A 17843-nucleotide genomic window follows, 5' to 3' on the forward strand; every position below is an offset into this window, starting at 1 on the left:
TTTGTAACAGCAAATTTCAATTATCAATTAATAATTATCAATTACAATTTAGATGAACATACCAGCAAATTTAAAGTACACGAAAGATCACGAATGGGTTAGTATTGAAGGCGATATCGCAACAGTAGGAATCACTGATTTTGCACAAAAAGAATTAGGAGATATTGTTTATGTTGAGGTAGAAACTTTAGATCAGTCGTTAGAGAAAGATGAAGTTTTTGGAACAGTGGAAGCTGTTAAAACCGTTTCTGATTTATTTCTTCCTATAGCAGGTGAAATTATTGCTTTCAATGATGCGCTAGAAAGCACACCTGAAAGTGTAAATTCTGATCCTTATGGAGCCGGATGGATGATTAAGGTTAAAATAGCAAACATGGAAGAAGTTGATGGATTACTTTCTAGTGAATCCTATAAGGAATTAATAGGTGCGTAAACAGCTCTATTTTTGGGCTGCTTTAGTATGGTCTGGAATAATTACCTTTTTTTGTTTGGTGCAATTAAATAATGTTCCCCTGGGAAATGTGTCAAATTTAGATAAGCTAGTTCATGCGTTTTTTCATTTTGTGTTAACAACGCTTTGTTTTTTATTTTTAAAAAGTAGATCGTTTAATTTGAATAATCGAAAACCGTTGCTATTTTCCTTTCTGTTTTCTGTTTTTTTTGGAATAGCGATTGAAGTGGCACAAGGCTTATTAACAGAAACCAGACAAGCAGATGTCTTTGATGTTATAGCAAATATGTCGGGAGCGACTTTGTCAGTACTGTTATGTTGGTTATTTAGTTTGAATACTAAATTTAAATAAATAATAAGAATAAAGAGAGTCCCACTTCGGTGGGATTTTTCATGTTCACACCTATTCGAATTGAATCGGTATACTAGCTTAATAAAAAATTAGTGCTTTAACGCTAAGAATTCATTATTCTTTTTTGATTACAAACGCCTTTTCACCGTAGTTTAGCAATTAAAAAATAAAGAGAAAATTTTTATTTCAAACTTGTTTGCAGATAAAATGTATTTTTGTGAATTAGAATTTGCTATAACTAAGAAATTAAAATGCCATGAATATAAAGCAATACTTAGATTCTACCTATTTGAAAACCGCCAAACAAGCGGGAATCACTGAAAAAGAAAATATTCTTATAGCTCAGGAATTTATTCAGGAAGCTATTGAGGAACATTTTAAACTTATTATGATTCGGCCAAATAGAGTGTCATTGGCCAAAAAAATGATTGTTGAAGCGAATTCTATTTTGGAAATAGGTACGGTGATTGATTTTCCAGAAGGGAAATCATCAATAGAAGAAAAACTCAAAGAAGCGGTTCAAGCCATACAAGATGGAGCCGATGATTTGGACTTTGTTTGTAATTACGAAGCATTTAAAAACGGGGATGCTGATTTAGTAAAAGAAGAAATTTTAAGGGGTACTCAATTGGGTTTGGCCAATAATAAAGTGGTCAAGTGGATCATTGAAGTGGCCGCACTCAGCGAAAAAGAAATTATTCAACTATCGAGTTTGATAAAAAATGTAATTGTTTCTAATTTTGAGCAAGAACTTTTTTCAAAGGTTTTTGTGAAGTCATCGACGGGATTCTACAGTACAGAGAATAATTTGCCTAACGGCGCTACTGTTCCTGCTATAAAAATGATGCTTGAAAACGCATCGCCACTTCCTGTAAAAGCAGCTGGAGGAGTTCGCACGTATGAGGAAGCTGTTGCAATGATTCAGTTGGGGGTTAAACGAATAGGAACCTCTGGCGCAAAAAAAATAGCTAATGGTCAAAATTCAACTAATGAATATTAAATTTAACAACAAAATAAGCATGAGCAAAGGGTGGTTGGCATTATTTTTAATTTTATGTTCTTTTACTATTTCTGCTCAAGAAATTACAAGTGTTACAGTTCAATCCGGCAACTCCGCTGAGCGTTTTCCTGTTTTTTCGGACTGTCTGAATTTACAATTCAAGGCTTTAGAGTCCTGTTTTTACAATCAAGTGCAGGATTTTGTTTTTACAAATTTTGAAGTTCCAGATCGTCTTAAGCAAAATGATTTTCAAGGAAATGTTAAAATACTTTTTGAAGTAGACGGCAATGGCACTTTTAAGGTTATTTATGCTGATGCTTCGGAGGAGCAATTGATTCAAGAAACAAAAAGAGTTTTTGGTAAATTTCCAAAAATTCAACCAGCAACCTATAATGGAAATCCTACGTATGCTAAATTTACAATGGCAATTGCGATCCCTTTGAAAAGTAGAGAATTAGTAGTTCAAGAAGCTTTGGCGAAAGCGGAAATTGTTCCAAACAACACTAAAAAATTAACAGAACTAGATAGCATTGTATATACGAAATTTGACAATCCTGATTTGGATAGTCATTTAAGTGTGCCTTTTTCTCATAGTTATTATGCTCAATTTGATGCTTCGTTAAACCAGATGGGTAGTAACAACCATACTGCATCAAAACCATATACGTATGCTGAAGTATCAAAATATTATAATCTGAAAGCGGTACAGGAAAAGCTGAAAAAGAAAGCTACCACTTGGTGGGCACGGAAATTATGGAATGAAAATGCAGTAGAAATTCAAGGGGATGACTATTGGTTTACGTTGAATCCTATATTTGATCTGCAGGTTGGGAAGGCTTCAGGAAGCGAAGCTTCTTACACTTACGTAAACACACGTGGAATTAATTTTCGTGGTGGGCTGGGCAAAAAGCTCAATTTTACCACGACCGTTTTTGAAAGTCAGGGACGTTTTGCAGATTATTACAATCGGTATGCAGAATCGATAAAGCCAGCAGGAGGAAATCCTGCGATTATTCCAGGGATGGGAATTGCAAAAGATTTTAAAACTGATGCGTATGATTTTCCTTTGGCAGAAGCCAATTTAACTTTTGCTGCAAGCAAATATATTGATTTGCAATTGGGTTATGGTAGGAATTTTATTGGAGATGGATACCGCTCTTTATTAGAAAGTGATGGAGCTAGTCCGTATCCTTATTTTAAATTGAATACTAATTTTTGGAAAATAAAATATACCAATACGTATATGTGGCTCAAAGATGTTCGTCCAGAGGTTACACTAGAAAGAACGTATGCTACAAAGTTCATGGCAAATCACTATTTGAGTTGGAATGTTTCCAATAGATTGAATCTGGGTTTCTTTGAATCGGTGATTTGGACCAATACCAATGACAGAGGATTTGATGTGAGTTTTGTGAATCCAATTATTTTTTACCGTTCTGTTGAATTTGCTTCTTCGGCTAGAAGCGGAAATGCTATTCTAGGGTTGACCTATAAATACAAATGGAGCAATCAGATTAATTTTTATGGCCAGTTTATTTTGGATGAGTTTTCTTTAGGAGATGTCAAAAAAGGAGATAATAGTTGGAAAAATAAATACGGATATCAGTTGGGAGTCAAATATTACAATGCTTTCAAAATAGATGGTTTGCTGTTACAATTAGAGTACAATCATGTCCGGCCGTATGTTTATTCTCATAGCATGCCAATTACAAATTACGGGCACAACAATCAAAGTATTGGACATCAATGGGGAGGTAATTTTAAGGAGTTGATTGCTATAGCGCGCTATCATAAAGGAAGGTATTTTGCTGATGCAAAAGTCACTGTGGGAACACGAGGATTGGATTTTGATACAATCGAAAATGGTTTTAATTATGGAGGGAATATTTACAAGGATTACGACGAAAATAGACCGTTTGATAGTGGGGTAAAGGTAGGACAAGGAAATAAAACCGCTGTCTTTATTGCTGATTTTCAGGGAGGATACTTAGTAAATCCAACAAACAATTTAAAATTATTTGGCAGTTTTATTTATAGGAGTTTCAACCCAACTAAAAATACAGCAACTGCTTTTAGTGAAAGCACAAATTGGCTTACTATTGGGTTGAGAGCGGATATCTTTAATTGGTATTTTGACTATTAATTCTTATTTTGTCGTTTAGCACTCTTTTTATGAATTGTTTTTTGTCAAATCCCTTTTGATAGCCTACTTTTGCAAAAGTTATTACAAAGTAAATAATCTTAAACATTGAACGCAACACAAAGTACACTTTCATTAAAATCCGTTTATATTGATTTCCGCGAAATCACTAAGGCACGCCTTGCTATTAGCGTTGTTTTTTCGTCTATAGCTGGATATATGCTTGGGATTAATGATTTGCAATCAGTGGGTTGGATCACACTTTTGAAATTAGCTGTTGGTGGTTATTGCATGGTGGGAGCTTCTAATGCTTTTAATCAAGTTATTGAAAAAGACTTAGATGCCCTGATGGATCGAACAAAAAATCGTCCGGTTCCAGCTGGCAGAATGTCTCGAGGTACAGCTGTGGTTATTGCAAGTCTTCTGACGATTATTGGGATTGTGTTGCTTTATACAATCAATCCGAAAACGGCAATGTTTGGTGCTATTTCAATATTTTTATACACAAGTATTTATACGCCTTTGAAAACCATGACTTCGTTGTCTGTTTTTGTCGGTGCTTTTCCAGGTGCAATTCCTTTCATGTTGGGTTGGGTTGCGGCTACTGGAGAATTTGGAATAGAAGCAGGAACGTTATTCTTAATACAATTTTTTTGGCAATTTCCTCATTTTTGGGCGATTGGCTGGTTTTTATATGAAGATTATGAAAAAGCAGGTTTCTTTATGTTGCCTACAGGTAAAAAAGATAAAGGAACCGCAATGCAAGTCATTCTATATACAGTCTGGCTTATTTTAGCATCTCTTTTGCCTGTTTTTGGATATACGGGACGTTTGTACATAACGCCAATTGCGGCCGTTGTTGTATTTTTATTAGGATTGTGGATGTTGTTTTATGCCGTTCAATTGTATAAATTACGAACTGCAAAAGCAGCCCGAACCTTGATGTTAGTGAGTGTATCTTATATTACATTATTACAGTTAGTTTATATATTAGATAAATTTTTAAGATAGTTATGGAAATGATAATGACAGTAGATGAACAAAAATCCAGAACAGCAAGATCATACAAATTGATTTTGTTGTTTGCAATGGTGAGTATGACCATGATGTTTGCGGGACTTACGAGTGCTTTTGTAGTAAGTAAATCCAGAGCAGACTGGTTGAAAGATTTTCAATTGCCAACCGCTTTTTATTACAGCACAATTGCCATTATAGGGTGCAGTGTGACTTTTCATTTAGCTAAAAAAGCAATTCAAAAAAACAATCAAAGTAACACTACAATTTTTCTTTTGACTACATTAGTTCTAGGAATTTTGTTTGTAATTTTGCAGTTCGTAGGTTTTGGACAAATAGTAGATAATGGGTATTATTTCACGGGAAGTGGAAGCTCAATAACGACTACTTTTTTATACGTAGTTACAGTTGTGCACTTGATTCACCTTGCTGGTGGCGTGATTTCACTACTAATTATAATTTATAATCATTTTAAACAAAAATACAACTCATCTCAAACCCTTGGAATTGAACTAGGTGCAATGTACTGGCACTTTCTTGACTTATTATGGGTTTATTTGTTTTTGTTTTTATATTTCTTTAAATAAGAAAAAAACGTAAATTTGGGAACTTTTTAACGAATAACTTTTATGGAAGCGACAGTTACTACTGCTAATAGTGAAGAAAAAACTTGGGGAGGCGGCAATGAGCCAATGGGAGCGAGTTATGGTAAATTAATGATGTGGTTTTTTATCGTATCAGATGCCTTAACGTTCTCTGGATTTCTTGCAGCTTATGGTTTTTCTAGATTTAAATTTATTGAAACATGGCCATTGGCTGACGAAGTGTTTACTCACTTTCCGTTTATGCACGGAGTATCTGCTCCGATGTATTATGTTGCATTAATGACTTTTATTTTGATTTTTTCATCTGTGACAATGGTTTTGGCTGTTGATGCAGGGCATCAAATGAAAAAAAACAAAGTAGTTCTTTATATGTTTTTAACCATTATTGGAGGTTTGATTTTCGTAGGATCTCAAGCATGGGAATGGAAAAATTTCATTAAAGGCGAATATGGTGCTATTGAGACAAAAGGAGGTAGTTTGCTTCAATTTGTTGACAAAGAAGGACACCGTGTAGCTTTAGCCGATTTTGCAACGACTATGTCAGACGAAAGAGAGCAATTGACAAGAAGCAAAGGGAAATGGTTCATGAGTGAACCGGCTTTGCCCTCTTATTCTGTAGCTGAAGTGCAAGCAGGTTTTGAAGCTCACCCAGAACTTTTGATTAGAACTGAGGTTTTAACCAAAGCAAAGCAAAAAACAATTCTTTCGAGAGAAGAGTCTCTGGCAAGACTGAGCCAAGCACATTATGTTGTTGAAGGAGCTAATTTGCAACGAAACGAGTACGGAAGTAAACTATTTGCTGACTTCTTCTTCTTTATCACAGGATTTCACGGATTTCACGTGTTTTCTGGAGTGATTTTAAATATTATTGTATTTTTCAATGTGTTAGTTGGAACTTATGAAAAAAGAAAAAGTTATGAAATGGTTGAGAAAGTTGGTCTTTATTGGCATTTTGTTGATTTAGTCTGGGTATTTGTATTTACCGTTTTCTATCTAGTTTAATTTCAAAAAGTAATTATCATGTCACACGAGCACGTATCAAACATAGGTAGAATCTGGAAAGTTTTCGGAATATTGTCTGCCGTAACAATAGTAGAAGTTTATTTGGGGATATTAAAACCAGATTTTCTTTTTATGAATGATTTTTTAAGTATGAACTTACTTAATTGGATCTTTTATGCACTTACTGTTTTTAAAGCATATTACATTGTATGGGCATTTATGCACATGGAAGGTGAAAAAAGTACCTTAAAAAGTGCAGTTGTTTTTCCAGTAATTTTTCTGATTTTATATATACTCTTTATTCTTCTGACCGAAGGGGATTATATTTACGGGGTTTTTAAAAATTCTACCATCAAATGGAATTTTTAACAAGATATTAATTCAAAAATAGGGTATCCGTCTTGGCGGATACCTTTTTTATTTTATAGTAAAAATTGAAACAGCATAATGAAAAAAAATATTGTCCTTTTCGTTCTCTTTATTTTGCCTATCGTCGCCTATCTCTTTTTCGCTTCCGGCGTGAATGGTTTTACCAAATTGCCAACTGTTACACCTAATACAGCTGATTTTGGTAATTGGCAGTCTTTAGATGGTAAAAAAGTTACTTTGAATGGGAAAGTAACTGTTCTTGGATTTTCTGGAACAGAACTTTTGAAAAACAGAGGTAATTTTTTTAATTTAAATCAAAAAATTTATCAAACGTATCACAAGTTTAAAGATGTGCAATTTGTTGTCATTTGTCCCATTGGAACTGAAGCGGATGCTAAGAAAGTAGTAGATGCATTAGCTGCTTTTACTGATGTTGCACAATGGCGTTTTGTATTTGCCTCACCTGATGAGATTACTTCTTATCACTCCCAATTAAAATTGCTTGAAAAATTAGACGATAAATTAGGAACTCCTAAGGTCTATATTATTGACAAAAAAAGAAATCTTCGAGGTAGAAAACTGGTAAAAGATACTAAAGAAGGGTACAATACTTTTCATCCGGCAGAGTTGAGTAATGAAATGCTGGATGATTTTAAGGTTATTCTTTATGAATATCGCGCTGCACTTAAGAAAAATAATAACGCTACAAGAAAAATTTAATTTTAACATACGATGCTTAAAAATAAATCATATATAGGTATTTCATTTATCATTTTGGTTTTTGGCATTTATGCCGTTCCTAAAATAGTGGAGAGGATTAAGAATGATAAAGTGGTTCAAGGCGATCGACTAGATCGTGTGAATCCAATAACGGCCAATGAGGATCAATTAATCAAAATAGGGCCAGCTCCTAAATTTGAATTAATTAATCAGGACAATGAGAAAATAACAAACGAGTCCTATAAAGGGAAAGTTTATGTGTTGGAGTTTTTCTTTTCAACCTGTCCAACGATTTGTCCCAAGATGAATCAAAGTATGCTTCTCATTGAAAAAAAATTCTTTGGTAATCCAAACTTTGGAATTGTATCCATTACAATAGATCCTGAACACGACACTGCACAAGTATTAAAAGATCATGCAAAATTGCTGGGCGTTAAGTCTTCTAATTGGAATTTTTTAACTGGAGATAAAGCGTATATTTTTAATTTAGCCAATAAAGGATTCAATCTCTATGCCGGTGAAAATAAAAAAGTGGTAGGTGGTTTTGAACATTCAGGGTTGTTTGCCTTAATTGATAAGAATGGAAATATCCGATGTAGAAATGATGATTTCGGAAATCCAATTTTGTATTATGATGGTTTAGATAAAAAAGGAGTGCGAAACATTCAACAAGATATTAATATTTTATTAAAAGAGTAAAATGGAAGAGCATTCTTTAGAAAAGAAATATAGTAAGTTAATTATAGCCGTATCTATCGTAATACCGGTTGTTGTCGCTATTCTTTTTGGTGTAAAACTAAAAGATTTTGGTTATAATGTAGAACCTCTTTCTTTTTTACCTCCTATTTACGCCACTACAAACGGCATTACAGCCATTCTATTAATCGCAGCAGTTGTTGCAATTAAGAATGGCAATAAAAGAATTCATAGTATATTAATGACAAGTGCTATTACTCTGTCCCTTGCTTTTCTAGTAATGTATGTGGCTTATCACATGACTAGTGATTCGGCTGTATTTGGGGATTTAAATCACAACCGCATCTTAGAAGATTCTGAAAAGGCAACCATAGGATCATTGAGGATTGTTTATTTGTTAATTTTAGTAACACATATTATTTTATCCATTGCTATTATTCCAATGGTGCTGATTACTTATGTTAGAGCATTGGCACAAAATTTCGAGATGCATAAAAAAATAGCTCGGATTACTTTTCCAATCTGGTTGTATGTTGCCATTACTGGAGTAGTTGTATATTTAATGATTGCGCCGTATTATGTATATTAAAATAAAAAAAAGTGCTAAGAAGATCGTAGTGTACGTATCTCTTTTTGTTTTCAGTCTCTTTTCAGTTGCTGCTAATGCCCAATGTGCGATGTGTCGTGCTGCATTAACAAGTGAAGGAAATACGACAAAAGCAGCGGCTGTAAATGATGGAATCGTATACCTAATGGTAATTCCCTATGTTCTTGTGGCAGGGATAGGATATGCTATTTACCGCATGAAAAAAAATAAATCTAGTTAAGAATTCCGTCCTATGATTCATCCTAAAATTACTTTAGTCCATTGATAGAGGCATTTACGCTTCCGTTAATTTTTATGAAGGCAATAATAGCTTGATTTGTTAATTGAATTTTTTGAAATTGAATTTCCTCCATTTTACCGTTTATAAAAACTCCTTGCATAGGAGAGTAATTTTTTAAATAAGTCATCATATTTTTTTGACTTTCTTCTAGATTTGGTTTTATAGAATAGCGGCAATTTTGTTCGATTTTTTTAAGTACTATTCCCTGCGCTAGCCAATTAGCTGTTCGCATCAATTTGTTTTTAGTGTCTAAAGCATAACTTAATTGATCAAAAAATATTTCTTTGGTTTGTTCGTTATATTTCGGAAATCCAGAAAGATAAATCGTTCCGTTTATGGATCCCAATAGATCTAGAGCAAGTATCATTTTTCCATTTTTATGCCAAATAGCTACATTTTGAACTTTTACTTTCTTTGAGCCTGATCCAAATTCCTGTCCAGAAAAATTCTTGGTCATAATTTTAGAGGCTTCTTGATAGGTTGAAATAGCGACAATGTTTGCGGTAAGATCTTCGGGGATTTTAGTAACTGTCTTTAAGGTGATTTTTGACGCATTGAATTTTGTTTCTGGTTTTTTTCCAATTAATGTTTCCATGTTACACTTCATTCCCATTTCTAATAGGAATGTGTCATTTTTTAATTTGGCGGTAGTGGAATAAATTTCTATTGGAACAATTCGAAGCCAACTTTCGTACGTATCATTCATCAAAAATGGTGTGCATATTTTTTCTAATGCAGTCAGTACATTGGGTTTAAAATCCATTGATTTTGCTATAGCTTCGTCAATTTTTCGTTCTATTTTTGATTTAAATAGTTTGATTGCTGGATTAATCAAATAAGTAACAGGAACATTCTTTCCAAAAACAGTCATTGTAGGACTTTCATTCCAGTCTAGTGATTTTAGCTCTGTTTTTGTAGTTAGTTTCCAATTTGTCAAGGCGACATCACTTACTAAGTTGACAACGCCATCAAGATGAAATTCACGGACATCATACATTTCTATCCCCATTTTTTTGGTGCCAATTCTATATTTAACAATAGCCTTTAATGGTAAAATAGTACTTATCTTTTCGCCTTTTCCACCGAGATTGTTTTTTATTGTAATTGGAGCAAGTTTCCAAACCTTCATTTCTATATCGTCATCCTCGATAGTCTTGTCTTCATAAATTAAACCATTTAAGAGCGCATTAGTTTGATTCTCGATATCTTTTATTTTGACTGTGATGGGTAAATTTATGTATGAAATCACGCTTTCATATTGTAAAGGGGTAGCGTCATCTGGTTCTGGTTTTAATGCCGCTATTTTAGTGGTTGTACCGCAACTTGAAAGCATTAGAAAAATAAAGATCACGAGGACATTGAGATTGAATTTCAGCATTTTTAGTTTGGTTTAAAGTAGCAAAATTAACAAAAGAATTCTTTTTTTATGATTTTTTGTAACAAATGGTAATTTCGAAAGTCTAATTGTTTTATAGTGGATTTAGGAAAGTAAATTTTTATTGTATTTCGTAGATCTTTATAAGAAAAAGTTAAATTTGTTTGCAGTTTACTGCACTTTTATTCAAAAATGTATGAAAATAGGAAGTTTTCTCAGTTTAATTACCTTACTATTTTGTTGCTTAATAAGTCAGGCACAAAATAAAAAGTGGACCTTAGAAGAGTGTGTGCAATATGCTGTGCAGAATAATATATCCATAAAACAGACCGAACTGGATTCTAAAACAGCACTTATTGACAAAAGGGGAGCAATTGGAAATTTTCTGCCTTCGTTAAATGTTAACGCGTCTCACTCTTGGAATATTGGTTTAAACCAAGATATTACTACAGGTTTACTTCAGAATCAAACCACCCAGTTTACCTCGGCTGGTGCCAATGTTGGGATAGATATCTATAAAGGTATGCAAAACCAAAATACGCTTCGAAGAGCAAATCTTTCCATAGTAGCTGCTAAATATCAATTGGTAAAAATGCAGGAAGACATAGCTTTAAATGTAGCGAACGCTTTTTTACAAGTGCTTTTTAACAAAGAGAACCTAAAGGTTCAGAAGCAACAGTTAGGAATTAATGAAAAACAATATGCTCGTTCTGAAGAATTAGTTAATGCAGGATCGATTCCCCGCGGCGATTTATTTGACATTAAAGCTACCGTAGCGTTGAACAATCAAAATGTTATAGCTGCCGAAAACGTGTTGCTAATTTCTAAATTGAGTTTAGCCCAGCTATTACAATTAAAAGATTTTGAGAATTTTGATGTGGTAGACGATAGTGATGTTAGAGATGAAAATAATATTTTGGCACAAACTCCAAATGCAATTTATGATAAAGCTTTAGAAGGCAGAACTGAATTGAAAATTGCTAGAACCAACTTGGAAATTGCGGAGAAAAATGTAGCAATTGCAAAGGGCGCTTACCAACCTACTTTACAAGGATTTTATGGCTTTAATTCTAGAGTTGCCTACAGCGACAGAGTGACAGGTGTAGCACCTGATACTGCAAATCCTACTTCGATTTTAGGTTTTGTAGAAGGCACAAATCAAAATGTTTTAAGTCCGAATTTCACAAGAGTGTTGGGAGGTCCGGCACCATTTTTTGATCAATTCAGTAACAATAAAGGACAGTCTTTTGGAGCGCAGTTATCGATTCCAATTTTTAATGGATTTTCTGTTCGTAATAATGTAGAGCGCGCTAAAGTAAGTTTAGAAAGGTCTAAAATTGCCTTGGAACAACAAGACCTTGATTTGCAGAGAAACGTTTTTACAGCGTTTGCAGATGCTAAGGGAGCGCTTAATGCATATGAATCATCTGTTGTTGGTCTTGAAGCAAGACAGGTAGCCTATAATTATGCTAAAGAAAAATACGATGTAGGTTTGATGAATTCCTTCGATTTCAACCAATCGCAAACCTTATTGACCAATGCACAATCTGAAGTCATTAGAACAAAGTACGATTACATTTTTAAAATTAAAATCTTAGAATTCTATTTTGGAATTCCTCTTATCAAAAACTAATTTATTATGTCTAAAAAAACAATTTATATCTTAATAGGCGGAGCAGTAGTGATCATTGCGGGACTTATAGTACTTTCAAAATCAGGAGTAATCGGTAATAAAGATAAGGGAACCGAAGTAGAAATAGCTCAAGTCATTCCTACAACTATTGTAGAAACAGTTTCGGCTACGGGGAAAATCCAACCTGAAATTGAAGTGAAAATTTCATCAGAAGTGTCCGGAGAGATTATTTCTTTAAATGTAAAAGAAGGTCAAGTCGTTAAAAAAGGAGATCTGTTGGTTAAAATAAATCCAGATTTATATACATCAGGTTACAATCGTTCGGTTTCAAATCTATCTGGAACGAGAGCTAATTTAAGCCAAGCAGATGCCTCTTTCAAGGAATCGAAATCCAATTATGACCGAAATAAAACCTTGTTTGAGAAGGGAATTATTTCAAAAGCAGATTGGGATAAAGCTGTTGGTTCTTATGAAGTAGCAAAAGCATCAAAGCAAACTGCTTATTATAATGTTCAAAGCGCATCAGCAACGGTAAATGAAGCGAAGGATAACTTGGGCCGTACCACAATTTATGCACCTGCGGATGGAACTATTTCGATGTTAAACGTAGAGTTAGGTGAGCGAGTTTTGGGAACACAGCAAATGGCAGGAACAGAGATCATGAGAGTAGCCAATCTAAATAACATGGAAGTTGAAGTAGATGTAAATGAAAATGATATTGTAAAAATTAAAGTAGGAGACGAAGCAAAGGTGGAAGTGGATGCGTACTTGAAAAAACAATTCAAAGGAATCGTAACTAGTATCTCTAATTCGGCAAGTTCTGCTCTGACAGCTGATCAGGTGACTAATTTTAAAGTAAAAGTAAGAATTCTTAAAGAGTCCTATGAAGACTTATTAGAAGGAAGACCAGATACATATTCTCCTTTTAGACCGGGTATGACTGCTACTGTAGACATCATTACCGACACAAAAAGTAATGTATTGTCAGTGCCAATCAGTTCTGTTGTTATAAAATCTGATACTGCAGCTGTAAAAGAGATTAAAGTAGTTGATCCAAATGAAGATCAAAAAGGAGCTGCGCCTAAGAGCGATAAAAAGTTCGAGTGTGTTTTTGTGAAAGTTGGTGATAAAGCTAAAATCAGAATCATTAAAACCGGAATTCAAGACGATACAAATATCGAAGTTTTGGCTGGTCTTAAAAAAGGAGACGTGGTTATTACAGGCCCTTATTCAACGGTTACTAAGGATTTGAACTCGGGGGATAAAGTGGCATTATTAGGTGACAAAGATAAAAAAGGCGAAAGTAAAAAATAAGCCGTAGCATTAATAATTTTGAAATCACAATCATAAAATATAATTTTGTGATTGTGATTTTTAATTTTAAATAAGAACTGGTATTGGGCTATATATTAAACATTGAGACTGCAACAAAGAACTGTTCTGTTGCTCTTGCTAAAGAAGGGAAAACGATTTTTTATAAGGAAATTGCTGAAGAAGGGTATTCACATGCAGAACGGCTCCATGTATTTATTGAACAAATAATTAAAGAAGCAGGGATTACATTGAAAGATCTTTCTGCTATAGCCGTAAGTCAAGGTCCTGGTTCCTACACGGGATTGAGGATTGGAGTTTCAGCAGCAAAAGGACTCTGCTATGCCTTAGATATTCCACTACTTGCTGTGGATACTTTGCAAGCATTGGCTTCACAAGTGACAATTTCTAATGGATTAATTATCCCAATGATTGATGCAAGAAGAATGGAGGTATATAGCGCCATCTTTACACCGAATTTTGAAATAAAACGAGAAGTTCTCGCTGAAATTATTACTGAAAATTCCTTTGACGATTTAGAGGAAACACTCTATTTTGTGGGAGACAGTGCTGAAAAATGCAAATTGGTTTTAACGAAAGGAAATTGTGTTTTTCTAGAGGATATAAAATATCCTTCTGCTCAAGAAATGAGTGCATTGAGTTATGCAAAATTCAAAATAAACGACACCGTGGACGTCGCTTATTTTGAACCGTATTATCTGAAGGATTTTTTGGTTACTGCTCCTAAGAAACAATAGATCTACTATTACAGGCTATTTTTAATTGTGCTATTGGGGGTCAACTGCACTACTGGTTTTGGTAGACGATTCCTTCACAAACGGTTGGAAACAAATACCTGCTGCATCAAAAGCTTGTTTGCAATTTTCTAAAGTGTCTGAGTAAACATCCCAAAAGTCTTCATTTGTAGCCCAAGGCCTCACCGCTAGCTGTATGCCGCTATCTGTTAAGCCTTTTATGGATACTTGGGCAGCTGGTGTTTGTAGTATTTTGGGATTATTGTTTAGAACGGATGTTATTATATCTTTTGCCTTTCTAATATCGGTGTCATAGGAAATGGCTATGGTTAAATCTGCTCTTCGTGTGTTTTGAAGAGAGTAGTTGATGATGTTTCCATTAGACAATGATCCGTTGGGTATAAAAATGGTTTGATTATTAAAAGTGATTAGTTTGGTTACAAATATTTGTATTTCACAGACGGTTCCAATTACTCCTTGTGCTTCAATCGTATTTCCAACCTTAAACGGTTTGAAAAGTATAATCAACATTCCCCCTGCAAAATTGGATAAAGAACCTTGAAGTGATAAACCTACTGCAAGTCCCATGGCACCAAGAATAGCTACAAAAGAAGAAGTTTCAATCCCTAACTTTGAGATAAACGAAACAAACAAGATGACTCTTAATACCCAAAGCAAGATGTCTGCTAAGAATTTAGTTAATGTCGGTTCTAGGTTTCTTTTGACCATTAATCTTCTGATGAATCTATTAATGAGTCGGATGATATAGAGTCCTGCAAATAAAATAAGAAACGCAGAAATTAATTTTGGAGAATAATCAACTAATACTTTTATAAAAGTGTTGGCGTAATCTGTAAGTTCCTTCGGATTTAAATTCATTATTATTTAAATAAAAAACCTTCTCAAAGGAGAAGGTTAAGTTTGAATAGCAAAAATACAAATAAATTATTTTTTAATAAATTAATCTGCGTCTTCTTCTATTTTATTTATAACTTTTGCGGTAATTGTTTTTGCTTGATCATCGGAATCTTCCACAAAAATGCTAGTTTTTTCAACACTTTTTTCAACAATGTCTGAAATAGTTATTTTAGTAGTATCAATTAAGTCTTCTGCTTTTTGAATAGTTGGATCCGTTTTTTCTTCTACGGTGTCCAAAGTATCTGAAAAACTCGTTTTGAGGTCGTTGGATCGGTCTTCTGCTTTCATACCTATTGTTTCCGTTTTTTCTGTTCCTATTTCTATAGTATTGGATAAAGCAGTTTTGGCTTCACTGCATAGATTTTCTACTTTATCTGTTGTCAATTCTGCCGTTTCTTTTAAGGTGTCTTCCGCAGTTCCTAATGCATTACTTGCTTTGTTTGAATAGTCACCCATAGTTTCTTTATCCTGAGTGGCAAAATTTTCTACTTTCTCGGCAATTGGAGTAGTTGTTTCTTTTACTTTTTTTAGGGTATCTTCAGCAAAATTCTCTGCTTTTTCAAAATAAGGCGTTGCTGTTTCCTTTACTTTTCCAAATGTTTCCTCTGCAAAATTTTCTGCTTTGTCAAGATAAGGTGCAGCTGAGTCCTTTACTTTTTCAAATGTTTCCTCCGCGAAATTTTCAGCTTTTTCAAGGTAAGGGGTTGCTGTTTCTTTAACTTTTTCAAATGTTTCCTCTGCAAAATTTTCTACTTTTTCCAGGTAAGGTGCTGTTGTTTCTTTGGCTTGTTCAAAAGCAGTATCTGCTTTTTCTGCTAACTGGCTAGCAGTTTCTTTGGCTGAGCCAAATAATTTATTCAAAAATGAAGATAGTCCCATATTATTTTTATTTAATTTGCCTTACAATAGTAGTCATTTTTTTTTAAGATTTCCTACTGGGAACATTAATAATTTGTTTATAATCAGTAATTTGTGGCAAAAGTATTTTGTTTTGCTTCAGATAAAACAAAATTTTGGGTTTTAGCAGCAGCTCTTTAAAAAGTGACGCGTTGCTTTTTTATTGTCCAACAAACCAGTCTTTATAATTTTGGGGCTTTATGTGGTTTTTTCCTATCTAAAGCTGCTTTTTAAGAAATAAGGAAATTATTCTCTAAGCTCTAAATAATAAAGGGCAACCATACAACCGAAGGGTTCAAGTTGTAACAAATAAAAAAAGCGTTTCTAATGAAACGCTTTGGTTTAGTTTTCGTAATAATCTATTCAAGTTCGAAAGTTAATTTTAAGTTGACTCTAAATTCCGTTACAGCTCCATTATTGACCACTGCACTTTGTTCTCGAACATAGACCGAACGAATGTGTTTTACTGATTTTGCGGCTTTAGCAACTCCTTTACGAGTGGCATCTTCCCAACTGATTTCTGAGTTTGAAAGTACTTCTATTACTTTTAATATTGACATGATTTCTAGGTATTTAGTGAAGCATAAATTTACCTATTTTTTTTGGATCCAATCTTTAAAAGAGAATTTATTTTTTATAACTAGCAATAAAACAGTAGTTTATGAGATTAATTAGGCATTTATAGCTTCAACTCTGATGCTTTCGTCGTTTAACATGCTTTTCAGCATATTTTCGATGCCACTTTTTAACGTGAATGTGGATGATGGACAACCACTACAAGCGCCTTGCAAAATCACTTTTACAGTTTTGTCATTTTCATTGTACGAATCAAAAGCAATGTTTCCACCGTCAGCTTGCACAGCAGGTTTTACATATTCTTCTAGGATGTTGATGATTTGTTGCGAGGTAACATCTAGATTGTCAAATTCTTTTGCTTTTATAGTTTCCTCTGCGGTTGCGGTCGCAACATAATTTTCATCTAAAACAGTTCCACCATTTTCGATATATTGTTTAATGAAGCTTCGTAATTCTAAGGTTATTTCCTGCCATTCATTGATTTCGTACTTCGTCACCGAGATGTAATTTTCATCAATGAATATTTCTTTTACATAAGGGAATTTGAACAGTTCTTTAGCTAAAGGCGAAGCAGCAGTTTGATCAATGTTTTTGAATTCAATGGCGTTTTTAGTTAACATTCTGCTAACTACAAATTTTAATGCGGATGGGTTTGGCGTTGTCTCACCGTATACTGTAACGGGTTGCTTTTTAGTTTTATTTTCATCTATGGTAATGATTGTTCCGCCCTCGGTGACAAATTTTTCCATTTGCTCGGCCACGGCTTCTTTAACATCTTCCCATTCAACGATATTGTATTTTTCTATTGCGATAAAATTACCAGAAATATAAATCGTTTTCACAAATGGCAAATAAAATAGTTGTTGTGCTAGTGGAGACGTTTTTGCTTCGTCAATATTCTTGAACTCGAAGCTTTCATTTTCAGTGATAAAATCTTGAAATTCAAACTTTAATATCGTTGGGTTTTGTGTTTCTTTTATAGTAACTTTGTTCATGGCTTTTGAAATTTTTACAAATTTAGTAAAGTTATTTTCTACGAATAACTATATTTGATTTTTTAATGAATAAATTAACTTTAGTTTAATTTGAGATAAGGCATTTGATCGTTTTTATTACAAAACTTTATATTGATTTAGAAATTA

The 17843-nt window shown here is 33.8% G+C and carries 20 protein-coding genes; 15 read left to right on the top strand and 5 right to left on the bottom strand.

Annotated elements, in window-relative coordinates:
* The first annotated feature begins 52 nt into the window (after positions 1 to 52).
* From gcvH to BUA03_RS06485, 12 genes are all read left to right on the top strand, one after another.
* Positions 53 to 433: a glycine cleavage system protein GcvH gene (gcvH, locus tag BUA03_RS06430; protein WP_066080376.1), complete on the top strand. Its 381-nt coding sequence runs from the start codon at positions 53 to 55 to the stop codon at positions 431 to 433.
* 88 nt (positions 434 to 521) lie between these two features.
* Positions 522 to 803, top strand: a complete 282-nt coding sequence (locus BUA03_RS16895; RefSeq protein WP_262489200.1) for a VanZ family protein — start codon at positions 522 to 524, stop codon at positions 801 to 803.
* 256 nt (positions 804 to 1059) lie between these two features.
* Entirely contained in the window at positions 1060 to 1803 is a 744-nt protein-coding gene (deoC, locus tag BUA03_RS06440; protein ID WP_066080371.1) for a deoxyribose-phosphate aldolase, read from the top strand.
* Complete coding sequence (locus BUA03_RS06445; RefSeq protein WP_394333625.1) at positions 1793 to 3946, top strand: gliding motility protein RemB; 2154 nt, start codon at positions 1793 to 1795, stop codon at positions 3944 to 3946. Before deoC ends, BUA03_RS06445 begins: the two co-directional genes overlap by 11 nt.
* Before the next feature lie 105 nt (positions 3947 to 4051).
* A complete protein-coding gene (cyoE, locus tag BUA03_RS06450; protein WP_066080368.1) occupies positions 4052 to 4954 on the top strand; it encodes a heme o synthase in 903 nt (300 codons plus the stop codon).
* 2 nt (positions 4955 to 4956) lie between these two features.
* Positions 4957 to 5544: a cytochrome c oxidase subunit 3 gene (locus tag BUA03_RS06455; RefSeq protein WP_066080365.1), complete on the top strand. Its 588-nt coding sequence runs from the start codon at positions 4957 to 4959 to the stop codon at positions 5542 to 5544.
* Between the two features lie 42 nt (positions 5545 to 5586).
* Positions 5587 to 6564 (top strand): cytochrome c oxidase subunit 3, encoded by a 978-nt coding sequence (locus tag BUA03_RS06460; protein WP_066080363.1) that lies wholly within the window; start codon positions 5587 to 5589, stop codon positions 6562 to 6564.
* An 18-nt stretch (positions 6565 to 6582) separates the two neighbouring features.
* Positions 6583 to 6933: a cytochrome C oxidase subunit IV family protein gene (locus tag BUA03_RS06465; RefSeq protein ID WP_066080360.1), complete on the top strand. Its 351-nt coding sequence runs from the start codon at positions 6583 to 6585 to the stop codon at positions 6931 to 6933.
* A 78-nt stretch (positions 6934 to 7011) separates the two neighbouring features.
* Positions 7012 to 7653: a hypothetical protein gene (locus BUA03_RS06470; RefSeq protein WP_066080356.1), complete on the top strand. Its 642-nt coding sequence runs from the start codon at positions 7012 to 7014 to the stop codon at positions 7651 to 7653.
* A gap of 12 nt (positions 7654 to 7665) precedes the next feature.
* Positions 7666 to 8352, top strand: a complete 687-nt coding sequence (locus BUA03_RS06475; RefSeq protein ID WP_066080354.1) for an SCO family protein — start codon at positions 7666 to 7668, stop codon at positions 8350 to 8352.
* Between the two features lies 1 nt (position 8353).
* Positions 8354 to 8938: a DUF420 domain-containing protein gene (locus BUA03_RS06480; protein ID WP_066080352.1), complete on the top strand. Its 585-nt coding sequence runs from the start codon at positions 8354 to 8356 to the stop codon at positions 8936 to 8938.
* Positions 8928 to 9176, top strand: a complete 249-nt coding sequence (locus BUA03_RS06485; RefSeq protein ID WP_066080350.1) for a hypothetical protein — start codon at positions 8928 to 8930, stop codon at positions 9174 to 9176. Before BUA03_RS06480 ends, BUA03_RS06485 begins: the two co-directional genes overlap by 11 nt.
* 28 nt (positions 9177 to 9204) lie before the next feature.
* On the opposite strand, the gene BUA03_RS06490 is transcribed toward BUA03_RS06485, so the two are convergent.
* Positions 9205 to 10614: a DUF4403 family protein gene (locus tag BUA03_RS06490; protein ID WP_139255617.1), complete on the bottom strand. Its 1410-nt coding sequence runs from the start codon at positions 10612 to 10614 to the stop codon at positions 9205 to 9207.
* 193 nt (positions 10615 to 10807) lie between these two features.
* Here BUA03_RS06490 and BUA03_RS06495 point away from each other — a divergent pair, with 193 nt between their 5' ends.
* From BUA03_RS06495 to tsaB, 3 genes are all read left to right on the top strand, one after another.
* Positions 10808 to 12244, top strand: coding sequence for a TolC family protein (locus BUA03_RS06495; RefSeq protein WP_066080347.1), 1437 nt, complete (start codon positions 10808 to 10810; stop codon positions 12242 to 12244).
* A gap of 6 nt (positions 12245 to 12250) precedes the next feature.
* A complete protein-coding gene (locus BUA03_RS06500) occupies positions 12251 to 13558 on the top strand; it encodes an efflux RND transporter periplasmic adaptor subunit (protein WP_066080344.1) in 1308 nt (435 codons plus the stop codon).
* Between the two features lie 83 nt (positions 13559 to 13641).
* A complete protein-coding gene (tsaB, locus tag BUA03_RS06505) occupies positions 13642 to 14313 on the top strand; it encodes a tRNA (adenosine(37)-N6)-threonylcarbamoyltransferase complex dimerization subunit type 1 TsaB (RefSeq protein ID WP_066080340.1) in 672 nt (223 codons plus the stop codon).
* A 30-nt stretch (positions 14314 to 14343) separates the two neighbouring features.
* Here tsaB and BUA03_RS06510 read toward each other — a convergent pair whose 3' ends face one another.
* The 4 genes from BUA03_RS06510 to BUA03_RS06525 form a co-directional block, all read right to left on the bottom strand.
* Entirely contained in the window at positions 14344 to 15189 is an 846-nt protein-coding gene (locus tag BUA03_RS06510; protein WP_066080336.1) for a mechanosensitive ion channel family protein, read from the bottom strand.
* Between the two features lie 81 nt (positions 15190 to 15270).
* A complete protein-coding gene (locus BUA03_RS06515; protein ID WP_066080334.1) occupies positions 15271 to 16107 on the bottom strand; it encodes a hypothetical protein in 837 nt (278 codons plus the stop codon).
* Positions 16108 to 16484: 377 nt separating this feature from the next.
* Complete coding sequence (locus BUA03_RS06520) at positions 16485 to 16685, bottom strand: dodecin family protein (protein WP_066080331.1); 201 nt, start codon at positions 16683 to 16685, stop codon at positions 16485 to 16487.
* 111 nt (positions 16686 to 16796) lie between these two features.
* On the bottom strand, positions 16797 to 17696 hold the full coding sequence (locus tag BUA03_RS06525; RefSeq protein ID WP_066080329.1) for a NifU family protein: 900 nt from the start codon (positions 17694 to 17696) through the stop codon (positions 16797 to 16799).
* Between the last annotated feature and the right edge of the window lie 147 nt (positions 17697 to 17843).

Source organism: Flavobacterium fryxellicola (assembly GCF_900143245.1).
In the GTDB taxonomy this organism is placed as follows: domain Bacteria; phylum Bacteroidota; class Bacteroidia; order Flavobacteriales; family Flavobacteriaceae; genus Flavobacterium; species Flavobacterium fryxellicola.